The sequence below is a fragment of the Methylobacterium goesingense genome, assembly GCF_022179225.1.
GTDB lineage: Bacteria > Pseudomonadota > Alphaproteobacteria > Rhizobiales > Beijerinckiaceae > Methylobacterium > Methylobacterium goesingense.
In genome coordinates this window covers 13693-35127 of sequence record NZ_BPQL01000011.1, presented here as the reverse complement: position 1 = coordinate 35127, position 21435 = coordinate 13693, and the positions used below count along the sequence as shown (strand labels likewise).

23 protein-coding genes are annotated in these 21435 nt (G+C 69.2%); 12 read left to right on the top strand and 11 right to left on the bottom strand.

Going from position 1 to position 21435, the window contains the following annotated elements:
• Window positions 1-28 precede the first annotated feature (28 nt).
• The 5 genes from MFF30_RS02040 (at window position 29) to MFF30_RS02020 (ending at window position 2693) form a co-directional block, all read left to right on the top strand.
• Window positions 29-265, top strand: coding sequence for a BolA family protein (locus MFF30_RS02040; RefSeq protein WP_056095688.1), 237 nt, complete (start codon window positions 29-31; stop codon window positions 263-265).
• 25 nt (window positions 266-290) lie between these two features.
• Window positions 291-797, top strand: coding sequence for a DUF29 domain-containing protein (locus MFF30_RS02035; protein WP_238275934.1), 507 nt, complete (start codon window positions 291-293; stop codon window positions 795-797).
• A gap of 30 nt (window positions 798-827) precedes the next feature.
• Window positions 828-1169: a Grx4 family monothiol glutaredoxin gene (gene grxD, locus MFF30_RS02030; protein WP_238275932.1), complete on the top strand. Its 342-nt coding sequence runs from the start codon at window positions 828-830 to the stop codon at window positions 1167-1169.
• Between the two features lie 131 nt (window positions 1170-1300).
• The gene (locus MFF30_RS02025; RefSeq protein ID WP_238275930.1) at window positions 1301-2200 is read left to right on the top strand and encodes an NAD(P)/FAD-dependent oxidoreductase; all 900 of its coding nucleotides are present in this window, start codon (window positions 1301-1303) and stop codon (window positions 2198-2200) included.
• Window positions 2201-2477: 277 nt separating this feature from the next.
• On the top strand, window positions 2478-2693 hold the full coding sequence (locus MFF30_RS02020) for a hypothetical protein (RefSeq protein ID WP_238275928.1): 216 nt from the start codon (window positions 2478-2480) through the stop codon (window positions 2691-2693).
• Between the two features lie 20 nt (window positions 2694-2713).
• Here MFF30_RS02020 and MFF30_RS02015 read toward each other — a convergent pair whose 3' ends face one another.
• Together MFF30_RS02015 and MFF30_RS02010 are read right to left on the bottom strand one after the other, a co-directional pair.
• Window positions 2714-3523 (bottom strand): hypothetical protein, encoded by an 810-nt coding sequence (locus MFF30_RS02015; RefSeq protein ID WP_238275926.1) that lies wholly within the window; start codon window positions 3521-3523, stop codon window positions 2714-2716.
• A gap of 84 nt (window positions 3524-3607) precedes the next feature.
• Complete coding sequence (locus MFF30_RS02010; RefSeq protein WP_373320827.1) at window positions 3608-5698, bottom strand: M3 family metallopeptidase; 2091 nt, start codon at window positions 5696-5698, stop codon at window positions 3608-3610.
• A 315-nt stretch (window positions 5699-6013) separates the two neighbouring features.
• Between MFF30_RS02010 and MFF30_RS02005 the strand changes: the two genes are divergently transcribed.
• Window positions 6014-6907 (top strand): extensin-like domain-containing protein, encoded by an 894-nt coding sequence (locus MFF30_RS02005; RefSeq protein ID WP_238276025.1) that lies wholly within the window; start codon window positions 6014-6016, stop codon window positions 6905-6907.
• 75 nt (window positions 6908-6982) lie between these two features.
• Window positions 6983-8074 (top strand): L,D-transpeptidase, encoded by a 1092-nt coding sequence (locus MFF30_RS02000; RefSeq protein WP_238275924.1) that lies wholly within the window; start codon window positions 6983-6985, stop codon window positions 8072-8074.
• On the opposite strand, the gene MFF30_RS01995 is transcribed toward MFF30_RS02000, so the two are convergent.
• Genes MFF30_RS01995 through MFF30_RS01985 form a run of 3 tightly spaced genes read right to left on the bottom strand, consistent with a single transcriptional unit; the run spans window position 8061 to window position 10941 of the window.
• Complete coding sequence (locus MFF30_RS01995) at window positions 8061-8810, bottom strand: ABC transporter permease (RefSeq protein ID WP_238275922.1); 750 nt, start codon at window positions 8808-8810, stop codon at window positions 8061-8063. The genes MFF30_RS02000 and MFF30_RS01995 overlap by 14 nt on opposite strands.
• Complete coding sequence (locus MFF30_RS01990; protein ID WP_238275920.1) at window positions 8810-9988, bottom strand: ABC transporter permease subunit; 1179 nt, start codon at window positions 9986-9988, stop codon at window positions 8810-8812. The genes MFF30_RS01995 and MFF30_RS01990 overlap by 1 nt, the downstream gene beginning before the upstream one ends.
• Window positions 9989-9999: 11 nt before the next feature.
• Entirely contained in the window at window positions 10000-10941 is a 942-nt protein-coding gene (locus MFF30_RS01985; RefSeq protein WP_373320825.1) for a glycine betaine ABC transporter substrate-binding protein, read from the bottom strand.
• A 303-nt stretch (window positions 10942-11244) separates the two neighbouring features.
• Here MFF30_RS01985 and MFF30_RS01980 point away from each other — a divergent pair, with 303 nt between their 5' ends.
• The gene (locus MFF30_RS01980; RefSeq protein WP_238276015.1) at window positions 11245-11634 is read left to right on the top strand and encodes a response regulator; all 390 of its coding nucleotides are present in this window, start codon (window positions 11245-11247) and stop codon (window positions 11632-11634) included.
• A gap of 16 nt (window positions 11635-11650) precedes the next feature.
• On the opposite strand, the gene MFF30_RS01975 is transcribed toward MFF30_RS01980, so the two are convergent.
• Both MFF30_RS01975 and rsmI read right to left on the bottom strand, forming a co-directional pair.
• Window positions 11651-12022, bottom strand: coding sequence for a YraN family protein (locus MFF30_RS01975; protein ID WP_238275918.1), 372 nt, complete (start codon window positions 12020-12022; stop codon window positions 11651-11653).
• Window positions 12015-12974 (bottom strand): 16S rRNA (cytidine(1402)-2'-O)-methyltransferase, encoded by a 960-nt coding sequence (gene rsmI / locus MFF30_RS01970; RefSeq protein ID WP_238275916.1) that lies wholly within the window; start codon window positions 12972-12974, stop codon window positions 12015-12017. Before rsmI ends, MFF30_RS01975 begins: the two co-directional genes overlap by 8 nt.
• 120 nt (window positions 12975-13094) lie before the next feature.
• On the opposite strand from rsmI, the gene MFF30_RS01965 reads away from it, so the two are divergent.
• Entirely contained in the window at window positions 13095-14339 is a 1245-nt protein-coding gene (locus MFF30_RS01965) for a penicillin-binding protein activator (RefSeq protein ID WP_238275914.1), read from the top strand.
• Window positions 14340-14365: 26 nt separating this feature from the next.
• Here the strand turns inward: MFF30_RS01965 and hemW are convergent, their stop codons facing one another.
• From hemW to rph, 3 genes are all read right to left on the bottom strand, one after another.
• Complete coding sequence (gene hemW, locus MFF30_RS01960) at window positions 14366-15544, bottom strand: radical SAM family heme chaperone HemW (protein WP_238275912.1); 1179 nt, start codon at window positions 15542-15544, stop codon at window positions 14366-14368.
• Window positions 15545-15607: 63 nt separating this feature from the next.
• Entirely contained in the window at window positions 15608-16240 is a 633-nt protein-coding gene (rdgB, locus tag MFF30_RS01955; protein ID WP_238275902.1) for an RdgB/HAM1 family non-canonical purine NTP pyrophosphatase, read from the bottom strand.
• Window positions 16237-16953, bottom strand: a complete 717-nt coding sequence (gene rph / locus MFF30_RS01950; protein ID WP_238275893.1) for a ribonuclease PH — start codon at window positions 16951-16953, stop codon at window positions 16237-16239. The genes rdgB and rph overlap by 4 nt, the downstream gene beginning before the upstream one ends.
• 146 nt (window positions 16954-17099) lie before the next feature.
• Between rph and MFF30_RS01945 the strand changes: the two genes are divergently transcribed.
• Together MFF30_RS01945 and hrcA are read left to right on the top strand one after the other, a co-directional pair.
• Window positions 17100-17378: a hypothetical protein gene (locus MFF30_RS01945; protein WP_238275883.1), complete on the top strand. Its 279-nt coding sequence runs from the start codon at window positions 17100-17102 to the stop codon at window positions 17376-17378.
• A gap of 292 nt (window positions 17379-17670) precedes the next feature.
• Window positions 17671-18726 carry a heat-inducible transcriptional repressor HrcA gene (gene hrcA, locus MFF30_RS01940; RefSeq protein ID WP_238276013.1) on the top strand — a complete coding sequence of 352 codons (1056 nt, stop codon included), beginning with the start codon at window positions 17671-17673 and terminating at the stop codon, window positions 18724-18726.
• Between the two features lie 59 nt (window positions 18727-18785).
• Here hrcA and MFF30_RS01935 read toward each other — a convergent pair whose 3' ends face one another.
• Entirely contained in the window at window positions 18786-19730 is a 945-nt protein-coding gene (locus MFF30_RS01935; RefSeq protein WP_238275881.1) for a DUF1236 domain-containing protein, read from the bottom strand.
• A gap of 317 nt (window positions 19731-20047) precedes the next feature.
• Here MFF30_RS01935 and MFF30_RS01930 point away from each other — a divergent pair, with 317 nt between their 5' ends.
• A complete protein-coding gene (locus MFF30_RS01930; protein WP_238275879.1) occupies window positions 20048-21385 on the top strand; it encodes an MFS family transporter in 1338 nt (445 codons plus the stop codon).
• Window positions 21386-21435: the final 50 nt, after the last annotated feature.

Sequence of the window (21435 nt, the reverse complement as noted above, 5' to 3'; positions counted from 1 at the left end):
CTTTTCCCGATCGTCAGGAGTCAACCCGATGCCGATGGATGCGCGCGAGATCGAGGCGATGATCCGCGAGGCGCTGCCCGACGCCCGGATCGAGATCAAGGATCTGGCCGGGGACGGCGACCACTATGCCGCTACGGTCCTGTCCGCGGCCTTCAAGGGCAAGACCCGGGTCGCGCAGCACCAGATGGTCTACGGCGCGCTCCAGGGCCGGATGGGGGGCGTGCTGCACGCCCTTGCGCTGACCACGGGTGTCCCGCAGGATTGAGGTCTCCCGACCGGAGGCGGACCGCATGGACCAGCCGAGCCTTTATGACGACGACATCGTGACCTGGGCCGAGCAGCAGGCTTCGAGCTTGCGCAAACTCGCGCGCCGACCCGAGCTGTCGAATATCCTCGATTGGGAAAACGTCGCGGAGGAGATCGAGAGCGTAGGGCGGTCCCAGGTCAGTGCGGTGGAGCAGAAGCTCCTGCAGATGCTCATCCACGTGCTCAAGTACATGTCAGCGCCGAGCGCCCAGTCGACCCGATCCTGGCGATCCGAGGTGGTTGCCTTTCATGCCGCGGCCTGCCGGGCCTACGCGCCCGGCATGCGGCAGCGGATCGACTGGTCATGGCTGTGGAAGACGGCGCAGTTACAGGCGGAAGCCTCCCTCCGGATGTTCGACGATCGTCTCGTCGTCGGTCTGCCCGACACGATCCCGTTCACACCCGAAGAACTCGTTTCCGAGACCTTCACGATGGATTGGGCCTTGGAGCGCCTCGCCTCGGCCTTGAACAGGCCAGCCGATCATCACTAAATCACTGTGATACCCGAGAGGATCGACACCATGACCGACGCCAACACCGCCATCAAAGCCGAGATCGAGTCCCAAGACGTGGTCGTGTTCATGAAGGGCACGCCACAATTTCCGATGTGCGGCTTCTCGGGCCAGGTCGTGCAGATCCTCAACTACCTCGAAGTGCCGTTCAAGGGTGTGAACGTCCTCGACGACATGGCAATCCGCGACGGCATCAAGGCCTTCTCCAACTGGCCGACCATTCCGCAGATCTACGTGAAGGGCGAGTTTGTCGGTGGCTGCGACATCACCCGCGAGATGTTCCAGTCGGGCGAGTTGCACCAGTTCCTGTCCGAGAAGGGCATCCCGGTGAAGGCGCCGACCGCCGCCTGAGTTCAGGTGACACGATAAGGACGGAGAGGGGCGCGCGAGCGCCCTTTTTCATGGGCGGGCCAAGACCGTTCGAACATCATCGGGTCGGGATTCGTTGAACGGGCGGCATACCCGTTCCGGAGCGACACGACATGCACGACGTTATCATCGTCGGCGGCGGCCCGGCCGGCCTTAACGCGGCCCTCATCCTGGGCCGATGCCGACGCGACGTGCTCCTCTGCGACGCCGGTACGCCGCGTAACGCCGTCACTGCGCGCACCTGGGGCGTCTTCACCCGTGATGGAACGCCTCCCCTCGTCCTGCGGGCCAAAGCGGAGGCGGACCTCGCGCGCTACCACACCGTCGTGCGCCGCGAGGTCGAAGTGGTGGCGGCCCAGCGCCGGGAAGACGGGTTCGCCGTGACCCTGTCGGATGGGACGGAGGCGGAAGCGCGCAAGCTCATCCTCGCCACGGGCTTGCATCAGGCTCTCCCGGACGTGGAAGGCTTCGCGGCTTACTGGGGCCACGGAGTCCATTCCTGCCCCTATTGCGACGGCTACGAGAACCGGGACCGACCCCTCGTCGTCTACGCCCACGGCGCGGCGGCCAAGGGCATGGCCCTCGAACTCACGGTCTGGAGCCGCGACGTCACCCTCTGTACCGATGCGAAGACCACGGCGTTCTCGTCGCGCGACCGCGACCAGCTGGAGCGCAAGAACGTCACCATCGTGGAAACGGCGATTCGGCGTCTGGAAGGCGACGGAGAGCAGCCGCATCGCATCGTCTTCAAGGATGGCGGCACCCGGCCCTGCCACGCGGTCTTCCTGATGCCGATGCCGTGCGACCCGTCCCGCCTCATCACCCAGCTCGGCTGCGACCTGACACAAAAGGGAGTCGTGCCGACCGGCGCGTACGAGACAACCAACGTATCGGGATTGTTCGTGGCGGGTGATGCGTCCCGGCGGGTCCAGTTCGCTGTCGTGGCGGCGGCGGAAGGGGCCATGGCGGCATTCGCGGCCAACACCGAACTTCTGCGTGCGGATATCGCCTGAACGCCTTGGATCAGTTCGCCTTCTTGGTGAGGCCGGTCTCCGGATGCGACCTGAAACGATAGGCCGGCAGTGGCGGAGTGAAGCACCCTCGAACGGCGCGAAGACTGTAATCGCGTGCGCTGCCGCACCGCACTAATCTTCAGCGCAGTGCAGAAGTGAATTAACGGTAAATATTCGAGGGTCCTCGGAACTTATCGCCGTTATCCCCGTTCTCTGCCAATGACAGGGTCTGGACTCCCACCGGGAGACCGACGGGACCCTGGGTCCGGTGGCTGCCATGCCTGTCTTCGAAGCAAAGAATCTCGACACCGAGTTTGAAGGCGCGGCCTTCCTCGCAGCCCTCCTGCATCCGTCTGCGGAAGCTCGGACGCGTGCCCTCACGCATGGGCGTGCTCGCGCCGCCCGAGGCGCCTTGATCGCCGATCCGGCGACGATCGAGCCGCGTTTTCCCTTGCGGAACGCCGAGCCTCAGGTCGAATCGCAGTCCCTCTGAGGGTAGCGCTTTGCGCGGGCTCACCACGCCTGCGGCGTAATCAGACCCTGCTTGGTGACGACGACCCACGCCTTGCCGCGACGCTCGATCGCCTCCACCCGGCCCAGGCCCGGCACTGTATCGCCTTGCCCGACCTCGACGAGGCGGCGCTTGCGATCCTCCAAGACCGCGACGCCGTCGTAGACTTCGCGCACGGCCCAGTTCTCGGTCGGTGCGGCCTTCGGCTTGTCCGCCAGGCTGCCGGTTTCGGTCGGTTCAGGCGGCGTGGACTTCGCGGCCTGAGGGGCCGCGACCGGCGTCGGTGTCGGCGCGGCGGCGCGCTTCTCGATCTGCGTGGTGAGAGCGGCGAGGCGCGCGGTCTGGTCCTTCTCCGCCTGTTCCAGGCGATCGCCCGTGGCGGTGATCTTGGCGGAAAGCGATTGTTCGGCGCGGCCGAGGCGCTCGCTCAGCGTCGCGCTGCGGGTCTTGGCCTCGGAGCGGGCCGCGTCCGTAATGTCCTGAAGCTGCGCGAGGCTTTTCGTCAGGCGCTCGGCCTGACGCCCGGACTCCGCCCGCATCGCGTCCAACTGTAGGCGAAGCTGGCCGACGGTCTCGGTCTGGCCGGACGTGCCCGAAGCGGCCAAGCCCATCGCACCCGCGCCCAGCATCGCGCCGAATGCGATCGCCACGGTGGAGATCAAGGCCGGATGAGCCTTGAAGCGGAGCGAGCGCCCGACCGGAGCGGACGGCTTGTCGGCCTTCTCGGCCGAGGCGCGCGCGCCGAGGATCGCCTGCTTAAGCAGGACCTCGGGCGAGGTTTCCGCCGACGACGCGAGGATCTTATCCGACATGACCGATGCTTCCTGTGTCCGCAGGAAGCATTGGTTAAGCGTGCTTCTTTACGAAACCGTTACCATACCGGGCGATTTCTCCGTTCAAGCGGCGAGGCCACGCTGGCGCAGGAGCGGGTCGATGCTGGGCAACCGCCCCCGGAACGCGGTGTAGGCTTCGCCGGGATCGCGCAGGTTGCCGGCCCCGTAGACGTACTTGCGCAGGCGTGCCGCCGTCTCCGGATGGAAGATGTCGCCGGCCTCCCGGAAGGCGTCGAACGCATCGGCGTCGAGCACTTCGGACCAGAGGTAGCTGTAGTAGCCCGCCGCATAGCCGTCGCCCGAGAAGATGTGCGCGAAATGCGGCGTGCGGTGGCGCATCGCGATCTCGGCCGGCATGGCGATGCGCCGGAGGGCGTCCGTCTCGAAGGCGGTGACGTCGAGGCCCTCCTCGCCCGCGCTCGACAGGTGGAGGGTCATGTCGACGATGGCCGAGGAGGTGTACTCGATCGTCGCGAAGCCCTGGTTGAAGGTGCGGGCGGCGAGCAGCCGGGCGAGCAGATCCTCAGGCATGGGCTCGCCCGTGCGGTGATGCCTGGCGTGCGCGCGCAGGACCTCCGGCTGCTCCAGCCAATGCTCGTAGAGCTGCGACGGAAGCTCGACGAAGTCGCCCGCCACGGCGGTGCCCGCCAGCAACGGGTAGGTCACGTCCGAGAGGAGGCCGTGCAGGGCGTGGCCGAACTCGTGGAACAGCGTCCGGGCATCGTCGAAGGACAGAAGCGTCGCCTCACCGTCCGGGGCCTTGGCGAAGTTCATTACGTTGACGATGATGGGCTTGATATCCCCCGCCAGACGTTCCTGCGAGCGGAACGCACTCATCCAAGCACCGCTGCGCTTCGAGGCGCGGGCGAAGTAATCCCCGAGGAACAGGCCGATCTCCGAGCCGTCCGCGTCGTGCACCGCCCAGGCGCGCACGTCCGGATGGTAACGCGGCACGTCGCTGAGTTCCGCGAAGCGCAGGCCGAAGAGTCGGGTCGCCGTATCGAACGCGGCAGCGATGACGCCGTCGAGCGGCAGGTACGCCTTGATCTCGCTGGCATCGAGGTCGTGTTCGGCCCGCCGCAGTTTCTCGGCGTAGTGGCGCCAATCGTGCCGCGCGAGGGCGAAGTTATGGCCTTCCGCCTGGATCAGGGCCTGGAGCCGGTCGCGCTCGGCGGCCGCGCGGTGATGGGCGGGGGTCCAGACGTTGCGCAGGAGGTCCATCGCCCGGTCGGGCGAGCCCGCCATCGTGTCCGAAAGCTTGAAATGGGCGAAGCTCTCGTAGCCGAGCAGGCGCGCGCGCTCGGCCCGCAGTGAGACGATCTCGGCGATCAGACCGCGATTGTCCGTCTCGCCGCCGTTCTCGCCGCGCCGGATCCAGGCCTCGTAGGCCTTCTCGCGCAGGTCGCGTCGGGTCGAGAACACCAGGAACGGCTCGATCAGCGAGCGCGAGAGGGTGATGACGTGGCCGTGGTCGCCGCCCCGCTCTTCCGCCGCCGCCGCGGCGGCCGAACGTAGGAAAGCTGGAAGGCCGGCCAGATCGTCCTCGCCCTCGAGGGGAAGCGCGAAGGCCCCCTCGTCGGCGAGCAGGTTCTGGCTGAAGCTGGTGCCGAGTTCGGCCATGCGGGCGGCAATCTCGGCCATACGGGCCTTGGCCTCCGGCGCGAGGTCGGCGCCGGACCGCCGGAAGCGGGTCCGGTAGCGGTCGAGCACGCGGGCCTGCTCAGGGCTGAGCCCCTCGGCCTCGGCATCCACGGCCGAGATGCGCGCCCAGAGATCGGCATTGAGGTAGATCGCGCTGCCATGACGGGCGAGCCGGGGGGTGATGGTACGCTCCACCGCCTGGAGTTCCGCGTTGGTGTGGCTGCCGCTGAGGTTGAAGAACACCGAGGCCACCCGGTCGAGGGCTTGCCCGGCGCGTTCCAGCGCCTCGACGGTGTTGGCGAAGGTGGCCGGTGCGCTCTCGCCCGCAATGGCGGCGATCTCCGCGCTGTGGCTGGCCAGGGCCGCCTCGAAGGCCGGCAGATAATGGGCGGGGGTGATCCGCTCGAAGGGTGGCAGGCCGTGCGGCGTCGCCCACGCGGTTTCGGCGAAAGGCCCCATCGCCGCCGTCGGGGCTTCGGTGTCGCGCGTGTCGGCGGGCGTACCAGAGGTCATCCGGATTCCTTACGTTCTCAGCGTCTGATGCTCTGCGCCAAGGTAAGCGCGCGCGGCGAAAGCGCAAACTCGGCCCAGCCCGTCGATTGCCGCCGGACGTGGTCGGCGTGCCCTTGCGGACGGCCGCAAACCCCTGGATCGTCCGGTCCGAACGCACCGTCCCACCGCAACGGAGGGCCGCACCAGGATCGAGACGCGATGCGCCTGCACGGATTGTTTCTGGTGGCCCTGACAGCGCCGGTCCTGCTCACCTGCCCGGTCATCGTGGCGCGTGCGCAGGAGAAGGTGGTCCCCTCCGACGCCACTGCGATCCCGATGCCGCCGCCTGTGCCGCCGGCACGCCCGGCCGAACTCGGGGCGCCGGCCGCGCCCGATCCGGTCGTGACGCCGCTTCCACCCGAACGGCCCACGGATCTCCCCCGGCCCGTCGATGGAGGCAGGACGTCCGATGCGGTCAAGCCTTCTGAGGCGGCCAAGTCTCCCGACGCGGCCAAGCCTTCGGAGGCGGCCAAGTCTCCCGAGACAGCGAAGCCTTCCGAGGCGACGAAACTCGCCGAGGCGACGGGGCCCGGCGCGTCCGTGAAGCCCACGGAGACCGGTGAGACGCCCGTGCCGCCGCCGCGCCCGCCGGAACTCGCCGGCACCGCCCTCGCCATCACCGTGACGCCGGTGGACGACAGCGCCTGCCGGCGCCGACTGGAACGCCTCGGTGCCCGGTTCGAACCACTGCCGCCGATCTCCAACGGCCAGTGCGGGGCCGCCAAGCCCCTGAAGGTCACGGCGCTCGCCGACGACCTCGCCCTGGCCCCACCCGTCACCCTGGTCTGCGAGGCAGCCGAGTCCCTGGCCCGCTGGACGACGGAGGTACAGGTCGCCGCCCAGCGTGACCTAGGCCAGCCGCTGAAGGGTCTCGCGATCGGGACGTCCTACGAGTGCCGGGGCCAGAATCATGATCCCGATGCCAAGCTGAGCGAGCATAGCTTCGCCAACGGGGTCGACGTGATGGGTTTCAGCTTCGCGGGGCGCCCGGCGATCAGCGTCGCGCCGGCACCCGAGGGCTCGCCGGAAGCGGTGTTCCTGACGGCGGTACGCACCCGGGCCTGCGATTTCTTCCGCACGGTGCTCGGCCCCGGCACGGACCCGGCCCATGCCAACCACCTCCACCTCGACGAGCGCGCGCGCAACGCCGGTCACCGCCTCTGCCAATAGGTGACGGAACGCCGGAGGGACGATCCGCCTTACCCTCGTGGTTGCAATGCGATGGTGCGGGAGTTTCCGGTGCGGATGGGTGGACGGACGATCGGCGGCGGCTTGGCCGCGCTGACCTTGGCCTGGATCGCGGTCCCGGCGGTCGCGAAGGATGCCGAGGAGGCGCCCGCCCTGACCCGGGAGGCGGTCGAGGGGGCGACCCTGGCGCAGGCGGGCGACAAGGGTGAGGCGGGCAAGACGGAGGCCCCGAAGGGCGGCGCCGCGAAGCGTACCGTTCCGGCGCTGATCAAGGCGCAGGTTCTGCTGGATCGCGCCCGCTTCTCCCCCGGCGCCATCGACGGGCGCGACGGCGACAACCTGCGCGGAGCGCTCGCGGCCTTCGCGGCGGCCAACGGCTTGAAGTCGGGCGGAGCGCTCGAGGCCGACCTCGCCGACAAGCTTCAGGCGACCAGCGCCGATCCGGTGCTGACGGCATACACCTTGAGCGACGCGGACGTGGCCGGGCCGTTCGTCGACCGGATTCCGCCCAAGATGGAAGATCAGGCCGACCTCGACGCGCTGGGCTACACCAGCGCACGCGAGATGCTGGCCGAGCGCTTCCACATGTCGCCGGACCTGCTTTCTGCCCTGAATCCCGGAGCGGATTTTGCCAAGGCCGGTACCGTGCTCCAGGTGGCCGCCGTACCGCCGCTGGACACCAGCAAGCCGAAAACCGACGCGGAAACCAAGGAAAAATCGGCCGACGCGAAGGACGTGACCCGGATCGAGGTCGATAAGGGAAGCCGCAACGTCCTGGCCTTCGACAAGGCGGGCCGGCTGGTGGCGTTCTATCCCGCCTCCATCGGCAGCGAGGAGAAGCCGGCCCCCTCCGGCAAGGCGAAGGTCGAGGGGGTCGCATTCGTGCCGACCTACACCTACAACCCGAAATACGAGTTCGCGGGCGTAAAGGCGAAGACCAAGTTCACGATTCCGCCGGGGCCGAACAATCCCGTCGGGATCGTCTGGATCGACCTGTCGATTCCCTCCTACGGCATCCACGGGACGCCCGAACCCGAGAAGGTCGGCAAGACCGAATCCCACGGCTGCATCCGGCTCACCAACTGGGATGCGCGCGACCTCGCCACGCATGTCGCCCGCGGCGCCGAAGTGGTCTTCAAGGACGAATAGCGCCCCAAGCCGAAACCAGGGCGAGGAGTGCGGCCTCGCCGAGGAACGCCAGGGCGGCGGTGGCCGCCGCGCCCTGGAGCATGGGCACGGTGTTCTGGTTCTGCAGGCCGGCGACGATCGGCGTGCCAAGTGTGGTGGCCCCGGCGAGTGCCCCGACCGCGACCGTGGCGACGGCGAGCACGAGGGCCGTGCGCAGAGTCTCGACGATGGCTGGCCCGGCCAGGGGCAGTTCGATCCGCGTCAGGATCTGAAGGCGGGTCAGGCCGACCGCCCGGCCGGCCTCGCGGATATCCGGTGCCACGCCCTCGATCCCGCCGACCGTGCCGCGCAGGACCGGCATGATTCCGTAGGCGACGAGGGCCAGCAGGGTCGGCGGGCCGCCGAACCCGAGCACCGGCAGGGCCAGCGCCACCACCACCACCGGCGGAACGGCCTGCGCGCCTGCCGCGATCGCGTCGACCATGGGCCGCCAGGGGCTCGCGGCCCGGCGGGTCACCAAGATGCCGAGCCCGACGCCCAGGATCGTGACGAGGGCGAGCCCCGCGCCGGCGAGGAAGACGTGCTGCAGGCTCAAGGCCAGGAGGCGCCCCACGTCGAGGGGCCGCCGGGCCGGTTCTCCGAGAGCGGCGGCGATCAAGCTCGCGGCGGCCGGATGGCTGATGCCCGCGAGGATCAGCCCGGTGACGGCGAGACCCAAGGCCGGGTGACGGACGGTCGGCTGCGCAGCGCGGTCCATCAGGCGTGCCAGCGTCGGCGCACCGCCGCCTCGATCCGGCTCAAGCCGATCTCGGCTCCCAGAGACAGGGTAATCACCGGGATCGCCCCGAGCAGGATCAGGTCCGGGGCGAACTGCGCCATGCCGTCGAAGACGATCCGGCCGAGACCGCCGGCACCCACCAGCGCGCCGAGGGTCGCGAGGCCGACGGCCTGCACGGCGGCGACCCGCAGGGCGGCCACGAGGATCGGCGCCCCCAGCGGCAGGCGAACGCCGAACAGAGTCTGCGTGGGGGTGAGCCCGAGGGCTCCGGCGGCCTCCAGGGTTGCGGCGTCGGGGGAACGCAGAGCGAGGGCGAGCCCCCGCCAGAGCGGCAGCAGCAGGTAGGCCGCGATGGCGACGATGGCGGGGACCGCGCCGAGGGCCGACACGCCGAGGTCCCGCAGGGCCGGGGCGGCGCGCAGGAGGCCGCCGGTCAGGGCGACGAGGCCACCGAGGAGGGCCACGGCCGGCACCACCTGGATGCCGCTCAGAACGATCGCCACGAGGCCCTGCCCTCGGCGCCACAGCGACAGCAGCACGGCCCCGGCGAGCGCCAACGCCAGGGCCGCACCCGACAGGGCGAGGTGCTCGCCGATGGCCGCGTTCACCGTTTGGCGGCGCGCCGCGTATTCGACGGCCAAGGACAGGGCATCGACGGCACCGGAGCGCGCCAGCAGGACGACGCCGAGCACGAGGGCCGCCACCGTCGCGCGCCCGAGCCACGGCGCCCGGGCACGGCGCAATGCCAGACCGAGCCCGCCCGCGAGGAGGGCGAGAGCAAGCCATGCGCCGCCGTCCAGTCTCGCCCGCGCGGCAGGGGGGAAACCCACGAGCGCCTGCATCGCGCCACGGCCGAGGCCGGTGCCGAGCACGAGGATCGTGAGGGCGAAGACCGCAACGGCGAACCCGCTCCGCCATCCTGACGCCTGGCGGCTCGGGATCACGAGGCCGGCGACGCCCAGGGCGAGGATCAGCCAGGCCTGCCATCCGAGCGCCTGGAGACCGAGGACGGGACGCCCCAGCGCCAGACGGTTCTCGGCGATGCTGAGTACGGGCAGGCCGAACAGCGCCAGGGCGAGGGCGCAAGTCCAGGCGATACCCGCGAGACGAGGGAGGTTCCGCGACGGGTGGACACCGAACGGGAGGGCCAAAGGCAAAGCGAACATCCTCACGGCAGCAGTCCGTTCTCCGAGAGGTATCGCTCGGCGACGGACTCGGCCACCGCGCCGTCGACGGTGATGCGGGCGTTGAGGCGGCGCAGGGTCGGAGCGTCGAGGGTGGTGAAGACCCGCGCCAGGGCCGGCGCGATACCGGGGTGCCGCGCGAGAGCGTCGGCTCGAATCACCGGTGCGACCTCGTAGACGATCTGCGCGGCCAGGGGATCGCTCATCACGATCAGGTCCAGGGCCGAGAGCGCACCGTCCGTTCCGTAGACCATGCCGGCGTTCACGCCGCTGATGCCCTGTGCCGCCGCGCGTGCGGTCACCGCGGTGTCGCCTCCCGGAAGGCTGATGATGCGGTCGAGCGGCAGGGTGAAGCCGTAGGCGGCTTCGAAGGATGGCAGAGCGGCCGGGCTCTCGACGAATTCGGTGGAGGCGGCGAGGCGGATCAAGCCACGTCGCACGGCGCCCGCGAAATCCACCATCGTCGCCAAGCCCTCGCGCCGGGCGAGGTCGCCGTTCACCGCGATCAGCCAGGTGTTGTTGGCCGGCGCGCGCTGAAGCCAGACGAGACCGCGCTCCGCGTCGCGGCGGCGGATCGTCTCGTAGGCTCCCTGCGGCGACTTCCAGACGGGGTCGGATTCAGTGCCGGTAAAGAATGCGCCGTTGCCCGTGTATTCGGGATAGATCGTCACCTCGCCCGACAGAAGACTGGTCCGCACGATCAGGGTCGGACCGAGGCCGAGCTTGCGTGTCACCGGAAGCCCGAGCCTGTCGAGCACCTGCGCGATCATCGCTCCGGTGAGTGCGCCCTCGGTATCGCTTTTGGAGGCAACGACGAGGGGGGCTTCGGCCAGGGCGGGGGTGCCGGCGCGCCAAGCCAGAAGCCCAAGGCCACCGAGGACGGATCGCCGCAACACAGACCGCGCCGAGAAATGACTGCTTAACATAGATTATTTGCGCTCCGAGGCGCGCACCGTACCCGAAAGCGCGAACCGCCAAGAAATGTATCAGCCCGTAACATTGCGGCCTTCGAGACAGGGTTTGCCGGGGTCTCGGTGCTTGACACGCCAGTCGGAACGGGCGACGGCTCGCTCTCTGCCGAGGTGGTCGAACCATCCTCCGGCGCCGCGCGGAGACTGTATCGTCCGCGACGCGCGGCGCTGATCGGACACGGTGGGAGCGAACCCGCGAATGGCCTTCCTGGAAGGTCTTCCGGAATTCCGAACGAATCGAAGGGAAGAAGCCCCGGCGTGAGTGCTCAAGTGGACGAAGACCTTCTCAATGGGGCTCGCGTGCTTGTCGTCGAGGACGAAGCCGCAATCTCGATGCTTCTCGAAGACATGCTGCTCGATTTCGGCTGCACGGTCGTCGGTCCGGCCGCGCGCCTGTCGACGGCCCTTGAAATGGCCGAGACCGAGAGCTTCGAGGTGGCTATCCTCGACGTCAACGTCGCGGGTGAGCCGATCTATCCGGTGGCCGAGGCGATCGTGAAGCGCAATCTGCCCATCGTGTTCTCGACGGGGTATGGCGGCGCCGGGATCCGCGAGCCTTTCCGCGACCGTCCGGTCGTGCAGAAGCCCTTCAGTCAGGCCGACCTCAAGCGCACGCTCATCGCCGCCGTCGCCGCCGCAAAGGCTTGAGAACGCCCGTCTGACCTCAGCCGACCGGAAAGGCGTCGACCACGTGCCGGGGCCAGGCGCCCGGTGAGACGAACACCGCATCGGCCCGGAACGTCGCGGCATCGCAGGTCGCGTGGCGGCTGATCCAGGCCCGCGCCGCCCGCGAGAAACGCGCCACCTTCTGCGCATCGATGGCACCCTGAGCCGCCATCAGGGTGCCGCGCGCCTTGACCTCCACGAAGGCGACCGTGTCGCCCCGCCGGACGATGAGGTCGATCTCCCCGCCCGCCGCGCGGAAGCGCGTGCCGAGGGGGCGGTACCCCTTCAGCATCAGGGCCACCAGGGCCAGCGTCTCGGCCGAGCGCCCGCGTCGCTCTGTAACGCGCCGGTGCTCCCCTGCTTCACGCATCGTCGCGGCGCGCCAGGGCGAGGGCACGGGCATAGACGACGCGGCGAGGCTGGCCAGTCTCCTCCGCCACCAGGGTCGCCGCATCCTTGATCGAGTGCCGGGCAAGAGCCGCGGCGAGGGCCGCATCGATCCCCGCATCGGTCTCGGCCGCGTCGGGGGCCGCATCGTGGGTGCCGATGATCACCACCACCTCACCCTTCGGAGGCCCTTCTTCGGCGAAGGTCGCGGCAAGCTCGGCCAGACTGCCGCGTCGGATCGTCTCGTAGAGCTTGGTCAGCTCGCGGGCCACGGCGGCAGGGCGGGCACCGCCGAGGGTTTCGGCGGCATCGACCAGCATCTCGGGCAGGCGATGAGGCGATTCGAACAGCACGAGGGTGCCGGGGATCTGACCGAGGGTCTCCAGCCGGTTGCGGCGGGCGCCGGATTTCGCCGACAGGAACCCCTCGAAGAAGAAGCGGTCCGTCGGTAGGCCAACCGCCACGATGGCGGTCATCACCGCCGAGGGCCCGGGAATCGGAGTGATCAGCACCCCGGCCTCGATGGCGGCCTGGACCAGCTTGAAGCCGGGATCGGAGACCAGCGGCGTGCCCGCGTCCGAGACCAGCGCCAGGGCTTCCCCGGCGAGCATGCGCGCAACCATCCGTTCGCGTACCGCCGCGTTCGAATGCTCGTGATAGGCCACCAGCGGCGTCGTGATCCCGTAATGCATCAACAGCGTGCGGGTGACACGGGTGTCCTCGGCCAGGACGGTATCGGCGGCGGCCAGCGTCGCCAGGGCGCGGAACGAGACGTCCTTGAGGTTGCCGATCGGCGTCGCCACCACGTGCAGCCCGGGTTCGATGGCCTCCGCTTCGGCCGCCAGCCCGAAGGCGGTGAAGGTCGCGGGCGGCTTCGTGCCTGCATCCGCCGGGTCGCGTCGGCGGCGGGGCCGGGTATCGGTCTTCTGCGTCATGGCGGGACCTTGCCACGTTCCACCCCCCCGGCGGAATGCGCCGGACGGGGTGAGCTCACATTTACTTTTGGGCTCTAAACTTTAAGCGTGGGTCGTCTGCCGGCGACAGGGGGGCCTTCGATGGCGTGCACGAACAGGCGGCAAACCGGAGCCGCGCGATGGTTCGCGCCGGCCGCGGCAGGTGCGTTGCTGGTCGTTGCGTTGGCTGCCTGCGTCGGTGGTCCGGATGGCGGGGCTCGTGTCGCGCGCGAGCCCGCTCCGATTGCAGCGCCCGCCGATGCCCCCTCCCCGGACACTCCGCCCCCCGTGGCGGGAAGCCGGATCGGAACCGGTTCGGTCAAGGTCGCGCTCATCGTGCCGCTCTCCGGACCGGGCTCGGCCGTGGGCGCCGCGATGCGCAACGCCGCCGAACTCGCGATCGAGGATTTCCAGAAGCCTGATCTGCAGATCCTGGTGAAGGACGATCGCGGGTCGCCGGAGGGTGCCCGCGAAGCGGCGCAGTCGGCCGTCGCGGACGGGGTCGAACTCGTGCTCGGGCCGCTGTTTGCCACCAACGTCCAGGCGGCCGCGACAGTGATCCGGTCCGCCGGCAAGCCGCTCATCGCCTTCTCCACCGACGCGGGGGTCGCCGCGCGCGGGACCTACCTGCTCAGCTTCCTGCCGCAAGCGGAGGTCGACCGGATCGTGGACGAGTCCGTGGCATCCGGGCGCAAATCCTTCGCGGCGATGATCCCCGAGACCGCCTACGGCAACGCCGTGGAGGCGCAGTTCCGCGAAGCTGTGGCGCGCAAGGGGGCCCGCCTCGTGGCCATCGAGCGGTACCCGGCCGGCAATCCCGGAGCCGCCGTCGCGCGGCTTTCGAGCCTGATCACCGGGCCGGGCGCCCAGGCCGATGCCCTGTTCCTGCCCGACACCCCGGATGGCCTCGGCGCGGCAGCGGCGACGCTGACCAAAGCGGGTTTCTCGCCGTCCCGCGTCCGGCCAATTGGGACGGCAGTGTGGGGCGATCCGCGAGTCTATGCCCTGCCGGCGCTCCAGGGTGGCTGGTACGCCGCCCCCGATGCTGCCGGCTTCAACGGCTTCGCGCAGCGCTATCAGGCGCGCTTCGGCAGCGCCCCACCGCGCGTGGCGACGCTTGCCTACGACGCCGTGTCGCTCCTGGCGGCCCTGTCGCGGCAATACGGCTCGCAGCGCTTCGCCGACACCACTCTCACCAACCCGTCCGGCTTCTCGGGCATCGACGGCACCTTCCGGTTCCGGCCGGACGGCCCGAGCGACCGCGCTCTCGCGATCTACGAGATCCGCAGCGGCGCCCCGGCCGTCGTCAGCCCGGCGCCGCGCACCCTCGGCCCCTCGGGCACCTGATCAGGCGGCGATATCAGACGGCAAAATCATGCGGCAAGTGCCGCCACCACGGCGTTGAGGACCGGCGCCCCGGCGGGCGTCGCGGCGATGCGGCCCTCGGGGCTTGCGGCGATCAGGCCGTCGCCGACGAGGTCGGCAATGCGCGCCGGATCGAGGGCACGGCCCTTCAGGGCGGCGTAGCGGACGGGGTCGATGCCCTCGCGCAGGCGCAGGCCCATCATCAGGAACTCGTCGCCCTGGTCGGACGGCGCCAGCGTCTCGGTCTCGACGATGCCGTGGCCGTCGCGCTCGACGCGGGCGAGCCAGGCTTCCGGCGCCCGCTCGGTGACCGTACCCAGACGGCCGGTCTCGGTCACGAGGCGACCATGCGCGCCGGGGCCGATGCCCGCATACTCGCCATACCGCCAATACAGGAGATTATGCCGCGATTCCGCGCCGGCCCGGGCATGGTTCGAGATCTCGTAGGCCCGGAGGCCGGCCCGGTCGCAGACCTCTTGCGTCACGTCGTAGAGCACGCGCGCGGAATCGTCGTCGGGCGGTACCAGCTTGCCGGCAGCGGCGAGGCCGTAGAACGGCGTGCCGGGCTCGATGGTGAGTTGGTAGAGCGACAGGTGTTCGGCGGCGCGGGCGATGGCGCCCTCGAGTTCGGCCCGCCACGCGGCCGGGCTCTGGTTCGGACGCGCGTAGATGAGGTCGAAAGAGTAGCGCTCGAAATGCGCCGCCGCGACCGCCACGGCCGCCATCGCTTCGGCGGCGCTATGCAGGCGTCCGAGTTGCTTCAGGGACGCATCGTCCATGGCCTGAACGCCGAGGGAGACACGGTTGACGCCTGCGGAACGGTAGCCGCGGAAGCGCGTCGCCTCGACGCTGGTCGGGTTCGCCTCCAGGGTGACCTCGACGCCGGGCGCGACGCCCCACGCTTTCCCGATCGCCTCGAGGAGACCGGCCACTGTGGCGGGCTGCATCAGCGAAGGCGTGCCGCCGCCGAGGAAGATGCTCGACACGGTGCGGCCCGGCGTGCGTGCGGCCACGTGGGCGATCTCGGTCCGGAAGGCCTTCAGGAAGCGAGCCTCGTCCACGGGCGCGTGGCGCACGTGGCTGTTGAAGTCGCAATAGGGGCACTTCGAGGCGCAGAAGGGCCAGTGGACATAGACCCCGAAGCCCGCGTCGCGGGTCGGATGGTCCGGGCCTGTCGGTTCGGTCATGGGGCGCACGTCATGGGGCGGATGTGCGCGCCGGGGGAGCGCTTGGCAACCCCGGCGCCCGTCTCACGGACGCCGCAGGCAGGTCTGCGCCAGCAGCACGAACGCGCGGGCTCGGTGCGAGAGCGCATCGCCGGTCTGCCAGTCGACCCCGTGCTTCTCCTCCGAGGAGATCTCGCCGAAGGTGCGGTCGTAGCCGTCGGGGAGGAACATCGGGTCGTAGCCGAACCCGCTCGCGCCGCGCGGTTCCACGAGTTCGCCGAAGACGCGGCCCTCGAAGGTCTCGGTGTGGCCGTCCGGCCAGGCGATCACCAGGGCGGAGACGAAGTGCGCCCGCCGGGTGGTGGCGCCGCGCTTGTCGAGTTCGGAGGCGATGCGCGCCATGGCGCCGGAGAAATCCTTGGATGGGCCGGCCCAACGCGCGGAGAACAGCCCAGGGGCGCCGTCGAGCGCATTGACGCAGAGCCCGGAATCATCGGCGAAGGCCGGCAGCCCCGAGGCCGTCGCGGCGGCGAGCGCCTTGATGGCGGCGTTCTCGGCAAACATCGTTCCGGTCTCGTCGGGCTCTGCCAGCCCAAGTTCACCGGCCGAGACGGCATCGACGCCGAAGGGCGCCAGCAATTCGCGCATCTCCACGAGCTTGCCGGCATTGTGGGTCGCGATGACGACGCGGCCGCTGAGGATGCGGTGCCCGCTCATTGGCCGACCGCCTGCTTCTGGAGCGCGACGAGGGCGTGGATGCCGCCCTTGGCCAGACGCAGCAACTCGAGAAGTTCGTCCTCCGAGAACGGCTTGCCCTCGGCGGTGCCCTGCACCTCGACCAGGCCACCGGAGCCGGTGATGACGAAATTGGCGTCGGTCTCTGCGCCGGAATCCTCGGCGTAGTCGAGATCGAGAACGGGCTTGCCCTTGTAGATGCCGCAGGACACCGCCGCCACGTGGTCGCGCAGGGGATCGACCGAGATGATCGAGCGACCGCGCATCCAGGTGAAGCAGTCGTGCAGGGCGACCCAGGCCCCGGTGATGGCAGCGGTGCGCGTGCCGCCGTCGGCCTGGATCACGTCGCAATCGACCGTGATCTGACGCTCGCCGATGGCCGGCAGGTTGGTGACGGCACGGAGCGAGCGGCCGATGAGGCGCTGGATCTCCTGTGTCCGGCCGGAGGGCTTGCCGGACGTCACCTCGCGGCGGGTGCGCTCATGCGTGGCGCGGGGCAGCATGGAATATTCGGCTGTGACCCAGCCCTTGCCGGAGCCCCGCAGCCACCCTGGGCCGCGCTCTTCCAGGGAGGCCGTACAGAGGACCTTGGTGTCGCCGAAGCTGACGAGGCAGGAACCCTCGGCATGGCGGGAGACGGCGCGCTCCAGGGTGACGGTGCGCAACTCGTCGTGTCCGCGCTTCGAGGGCCGCATGCCGCTCTCCTTCTCGTTTGAGGGTCGGGAGCGGGCTTTACGGGCCTAAGCCCAGCGCGGCAAGCGAGGGTCGCGAATGGGCCGGGCTGCCCGTGAAGCGGCCCGGCCCACCAAAGGGATCAGTAGCGGTAGCGGCGATGGCCGAAATGATGGCCGTGGCGGTGACCGAAATGGTGGCCGAAATGGCGGCGGTGATGATGGCCGAAGTGGCGACCGCGATGATGATGGTGGTGGCGGAAGCCGCGACCCCCGCGATGGTGCCAGTGGCGGCCATACTGAACCGCGGTGAGACCAGCGGCCGGCCCGGCGACTTCGGTGGACACGATAGCGGGCGCGGCCTGGGCACCCTGGGGAGCCCCGAACAGGGTCATGCCGACAAGCGCGAGGACGATGGCGAGGGATCGGATCAGACCGGATCGGGCTGAGTTTCTCATGGGGCAATCACTCCTAGGGACACGTTTCGACGATCGTCGTCAGCGCCCGGGACCGGACGATGAGGAAAGCCAACGAACCGAACCGCCAAACGGTCTCATGCCGAAGCACGGTTTCTTTGCTTGACGCGCGGCGGGATCAGGATGGAGGCATGGCTGTGCTCACGCCTTCGCCGCTGTGCGGCGATCGTCGGCGGCATTGTCTTCACGACGCCGGCCGGTCACAATCAGGCTTCAGGAACAGACCGTGACAGAGCCCGCCCGCCCCTTTTCGTCGTCGCAGCAGATGCAGGTGCTCAGTGCGCTGAACGAGCGCTCGCGCGAGATCTTCCGACAGATCGTCGAAAGCTACCTCTCGACCGGCGAGCCGGTCGGCTCGCGCAACCTCGCCCGCATCCTGCCGATGGCCCTGTCGCCGGCCTCGATCCGCAACGTGATGGCGGATCTGGAGCATTCAGGCCTCATCTTCGCGCCGCACGCCTCAGCCGGTCGGCTCCCCACCGAGCAGGGCCTGCGCTTCTTCGTCGACGCCATGCTCGAACTCGGGGATGTCGGGCGCGAGGAGCAGGAGCGGATCGAGGCGCAGATGCGCGCGGCCGCCTCGGGCCACACCTTCGATTCCGCCCTCGCGGAGGCCTCGATGCTGCTCTCCGGCATCTCGCGCGGCGCCGGGGTTGTGCTCACCACGAAGACCAACGTCCATCTCAAGCACATCGAGTTCGTGCGCCTGGATCCGACCCGGGCCCTGGTCGTGCTCGTCTCCGACGACGGCTCGGTGGAGAACCGTCTCCTCGACCTGCCGCCGGGCCTGCCGGCCAGCGCCCTGCAGGAGGCCTCGAACTACCTGAACGCCCGGCTGCAGGGCCGCACCCTCGGAACGCTGCGCGCCGAGATCGAGTCGGGCCGTCAGGCGATGAAGCGCGAACTCGACGTCATCACCGAGCGCCTCGTCGATGCCGGTCTCGCCGTCAGCGTCGGCCCCTCGGATGCGCGCCAGCTCATCGTGCGCGGCCAGGCCAACCTCCTCGACGATCTGCGCGCGGCCGAGGACCTCGACCGCATCCGTCTGCTGTTCAACGACCTCGAGACCCAGAAAGACGTGATCGAACTGCTGTCGCGCGCCGAGGGCGGCGAGGGGGTGCGCATCTTCATCGGCTCGGAGAACAAGCTGTTCTCGCTGTCTGGCTCCTCGATGATCGCGGCCCCTTTTCGCGATGGGTCCCAGAAGATCGTGGGTGTCGTCGGCGTCATCGGCCCGACGCGGCTGAACTATGCCCGCATCGTGCCGATGGTCGACTATACCGCTCGGGTCGTCTCAGGCCTCCTCGACCGCAAACGCTAAGACGAAACGCGAAGGGGCGGAGCCGAAGCCCCGCCCCCTAAACGTCCTGACCGGCGGGATCAGCCCCGAATCACGTCCACGATCTCGTAGGTGTCGGGATCGACGATGACGATGTCGTCGTCCACCAGCACGTAGCGGTAATCCTCGTATTCCGGCGCGATCCGGACGATGTCCGGCGGCAGGTCGTAGAGGGTGTAGCTACGGGCGATGGCCGTGCCGACCGTCAGCGCGAAAGCTCCAGCGGCGAGGCGCGGTATCCCGCGACGGAAGGCGCTCTGACGGAATTCCGTGCGCTGCGGCGCACCGAGCCGGCCATAGGCACCCCGGACGGCACCGCGATCGCCACGGTCGCCTCGAGCACCCCTGCCCTCGCGGTCGCCCCGGCCACCGCGCTCGTCCCGGTCCATCCGGCCGCCGCGATCCGCCTTACCGTCGCGATCCATCTTGCCATCACGATCGGTCTTGCCATCACGATCGGCCTTGCCGTCGCGATCCGCCTTGCCGTCACGATCCATCTTGCCGTCACGATCGCCCTTGCCATCGCGATCCGCCTTGCCGTCGCGGTCGCCCCGGCCGTCTCGCGTCGCCGCGCCACCATCCTCGCGGCCACCGCGCTCTCCGGCCGCCGAACCGGGACGGCCATCCTGGCGGCCTGCTCCACCCTCGGCACCACGGGCGCCGGGTCCTTCGGCCCCGCCGCGCTGAGCACCACCGGCCGGACCGGCCCCGGACTCCGGACCACCGGCCCCGCCGCGCATTCCGGCTCCGCCTGCCTCACCGCCGCCCGCGCCACCGCGCATTCCGGCTCCGCCGGCACCACCGCCCGCGCCGGCTCCGCCGCCCGCGCCCATGCCGGCTCCGCCCCCGGCGCCACCGCCCCCAGCACCTCCGGCGCCACCACCGGCGCCGCCGGCGCCACCACCGGGCCCACCCTGCGCGAACGCGCTCGCCGCACCAATCACCAGCGCGGCCGCCGTCACCGTGCTCCGTAAGAGCTTGTTCATGGGATCGATTCCGTTCTCGTTGTGCCAGACGCCGCTCGACGTCGATGCCACCCGCAACGAGGATCTTCGAGAAACCGTTCCAGGCTTTCTTGCGCTGATCTTTCCGCGCTGTAGCCGGAACCTATTCGCGAGCCCCGGCCAAGCTTAAATCTAGCTCCTCAACAGGCTGGTTTCATCGTTATCTTGGCTCCGGCCAGCAACCGTCTGGCAGCCCTTGTGAAATCCGCCTCACGCAGTAACGTCCGGCGCAAAGCGGGCCACGGAGCGGCTTCGCCGAGCACACAGGGGTGAGACGGATGACAGGTGGGGCCGAAAGCATGGCGCTCAGGGCGGACGAAGCCGCCGACAACCGCCGTCGGATCAAGGCGATCGTCGCCTCCTCGTCCGGCAATCTCGTGGAGTGGTTCGATTTCTACTGCTACGCGTTCTTCGCGCTCTACTTCGCGCCGGTTTTCTTTCCCGAGGGCGATGACACCAGCCAGCTTTTGAAATCGGCGGCGGTCTTCGCGGTCGGCTTCTTCATGCGCCCCATCGGCGGGTGGCTGTTCGGCCGTATCGCCGATCGCCTCGGCCGCAAGACCTCGATGCTGATCTCGGTGCTGATGATGTGCGCCGGATCGTTGATGATCGCGATCCTGCCGACCTACGCCACGGTCGGACATCTCGCCCCAGCCCTGCTGCTCCTCGCGCGGATGATCCAGGGCCTGTCGGTGGGCGGCGAGTACGGCACCAGCGCCACCTACATGAGCGAGATCGCCGTGAAGGGCCGGCGCGGCTTCTTCGCCTCGTTCCAGTATGTCACCTTAATCGGCGGCCAGCTCCTTGCCTCGCTGGTGCTAATCATTCTGCAGAGCTTCCTCACCGCCCAGCAGCTCACGGCCTGGGGCTGGCGCATCCCCTTCGTCATCGGCGCCATCGCGGCGGCGGTCGCGCTCTACCTGCGCTCGTCCCTCGACGAGACCGCAACCAAAGAGGACATGGCCAATAAGGAGTCCGGGACCTTCTCGGCCCTGTTCAAGCATTGGCGCGCCTTCTGCGTGGTGCTGGCCTACACCGCCGGCGGCTCGCTGAGCTTCTACACCTTCACGACCTACATGCCGAAATACCTCTTCAACACGGCACATATCGACAAGGTCACGGCCTCGCAGATCTCCACCGCCGCCCTGTTCGTCTACATGATCATCCAGCCGTTCTTCGGGTGGCTCTCGGATCGGATCGGGCGCAAGGCGAACATGCTGCTCTACAGTGGCCTCGGCACCCTGATGGTGGTGCCGCTGATGACGGCCATCGGCTCGACGCAGAACGCGGTCCTGTCCTTCGCGCTGATCATGATCGGGCTGATCGTCATCAGCTTCTACACCGGCATCAGCGGCATCGTGAAAGCCGAGCTGTTCCCGACCCAGGTGCGGGCGCTGGGCGTCGGCCTCTCCTACGCCATCGCCAACTCGCTGTTCGGCGGCACCGCCGAGGCGGTCGCCCTGTACCTCAAGCAAATCGGCTCCGAGAGCACGTTCTTCTGGTACGTGACGATCATGCTCGGCATCGCCTTCATCGGTTCGCTGATCATGCCGAACCCGAAGCGGCACGGATACCTCGACGGCGACGGCACGGTCGAAGAGGCGCTGACGCGCAAGACCCGCTTCTCGGCAGCCTGAGCAGACCCTTCGTCCGACCTACCGAAAGCACGCGGCGCCGACGCACCGCG

Bases quoted from the DNA above. Each gene is read 5' to 3' on its own strand.
- MFF30_RS02040 (WP_056095688.1), top strand. From the start codon at position 29: ATGCCGATGGATGCGCGCGAGATCGAGGCGATGATCCGCGAGGCGCTG.
- MFF30_RS02035 (WP_238275934.1), top strand. From the start codon at position 291: ATGGACCAGCCGAGCCTTTATGACGACGACATCGTGACCTGGGCCGAG.
- grxD (WP_238275932.1), top strand. From the start codon at position 828: ATGACCGACGCCAACACCGCCATCAAAGCCGAGATCGAGTCCCAAGAC.
- MFF30_RS02025 (WP_238275930.1), top strand. From the start codon at position 1,301: ATGCACGACGTTATCATCGTCGGCGGCGGCCCGGCCGGCCTTAACGCG.
- MFF30_RS02020 (WP_238275928.1), top strand. From the start codon at position 2,478: ATGCCTGTCTTCGAAGCAAAGAATCTCGACACCGAGTTTGAAGGCGCG.
- MFF30_RS02015 (WP_238275926.1), bottom strand. From the start codon at position 3,523: ATGTCGGATAAGATCCTCGCGTCGTCGGCGGAAACCTCGCCCGAGGTC.
- MFF30_RS02010 (WP_373320827.1), bottom strand. From the start codon at position 5,698: ATGACCTCTGGTACGCCCGCCGACACGCGCGACACCGAAGCCCCGACG.
- MFF30_RS02005 (WP_238276025.1), top strand. From the start codon at position 6,014: ATGCCGCCGCCTGTGCCGCCGGCACGCCCGGCCGAACTCGGGGCGCCG.
- MFF30_RS02000 (WP_238275924.1), top strand. From the start codon at position 6,983: ATGGGTGGACGGACGATCGGCGGCGGCTTGGCCGCGCTGACCTTGGCC.
- MFF30_RS01995 (WP_238275922.1), bottom strand. From the start codon at position 8,810: ATGGACCGCGCTGCGCAGCCGACCGTCCGTCACCCGGCCTTGGGTCTC.
- MFF30_RS01985 (WP_373320825.1), bottom strand. From the start codon at position 10,941: ATGTTAAGCAGTCATTTCTCGGCGCGGTCTGTGTTGCGGCGATCCGTC.
- MFF30_RS01975 (WP_238275918.1), bottom strand. From the start codon at position 12,022: ATGCGTGAAGCAGGGGAGCACCGGCGCGTTACAGAGCGACGCGGGCGC.
- rsmI (WP_238275916.1), bottom strand. From the start codon at position 12,974: ATGACGCAGAAGACCGATACCCGGCCCCGCCGCCGACGCGACCCGGCG.
- MFF30_RS01965 (WP_238275914.1), top strand. From the start codon at position 13,095: ATGGCGTGCACGAACAGGCGGCAAACCGGAGCCGCGCGATGGTTCGCG.
- hemW (WP_238275912.1), bottom strand. From the start codon at position 15,544: ATGACCGAACCGACAGGCCCGGACCATCCGACCCGCGACGCGGGCTTC.
- rdgB (WP_238275902.1), bottom strand. From the start codon at position 16,240: ATGAGCGGGCACCGCATCCTCAGCGGCCGCGTCGTCATCGCGACCCAC.
- rph (WP_238275893.1), bottom strand. From the start codon at position 16,953: ATGCGGCCCTCGAAGCGCGGACACGACGAGTTGCGCACCGTCACCCTG.
- MFF30_RS01945 (WP_238275883.1), top strand. From the start codon at position 17,100: ATGATGGCCGTGGCGGTGACCGAAATGGTGGCCGAAATGGCGGCGGTG.
- hrcA (WP_238276013.1), top strand. From the start codon at position 17,671: ATGCAGGTGCTCAGTGCGCTGAACGAGCGCTCGCGCGAGATCTTCCGA.
- MFF30_RS01935 (WP_238275881.1), bottom strand. From the start codon at position 19,730: ATGAACAAGCTCTTACGGAGCACGGTGACGGCGGCCGCGCTGGTGATT.
- MFF30_RS01930 (WP_238275879.1), top strand. From the start codon at position 20,048: ATGGCGCTCAGGGCGGACGAAGCCGCCGACAACCGCCGTCGGATCAAG.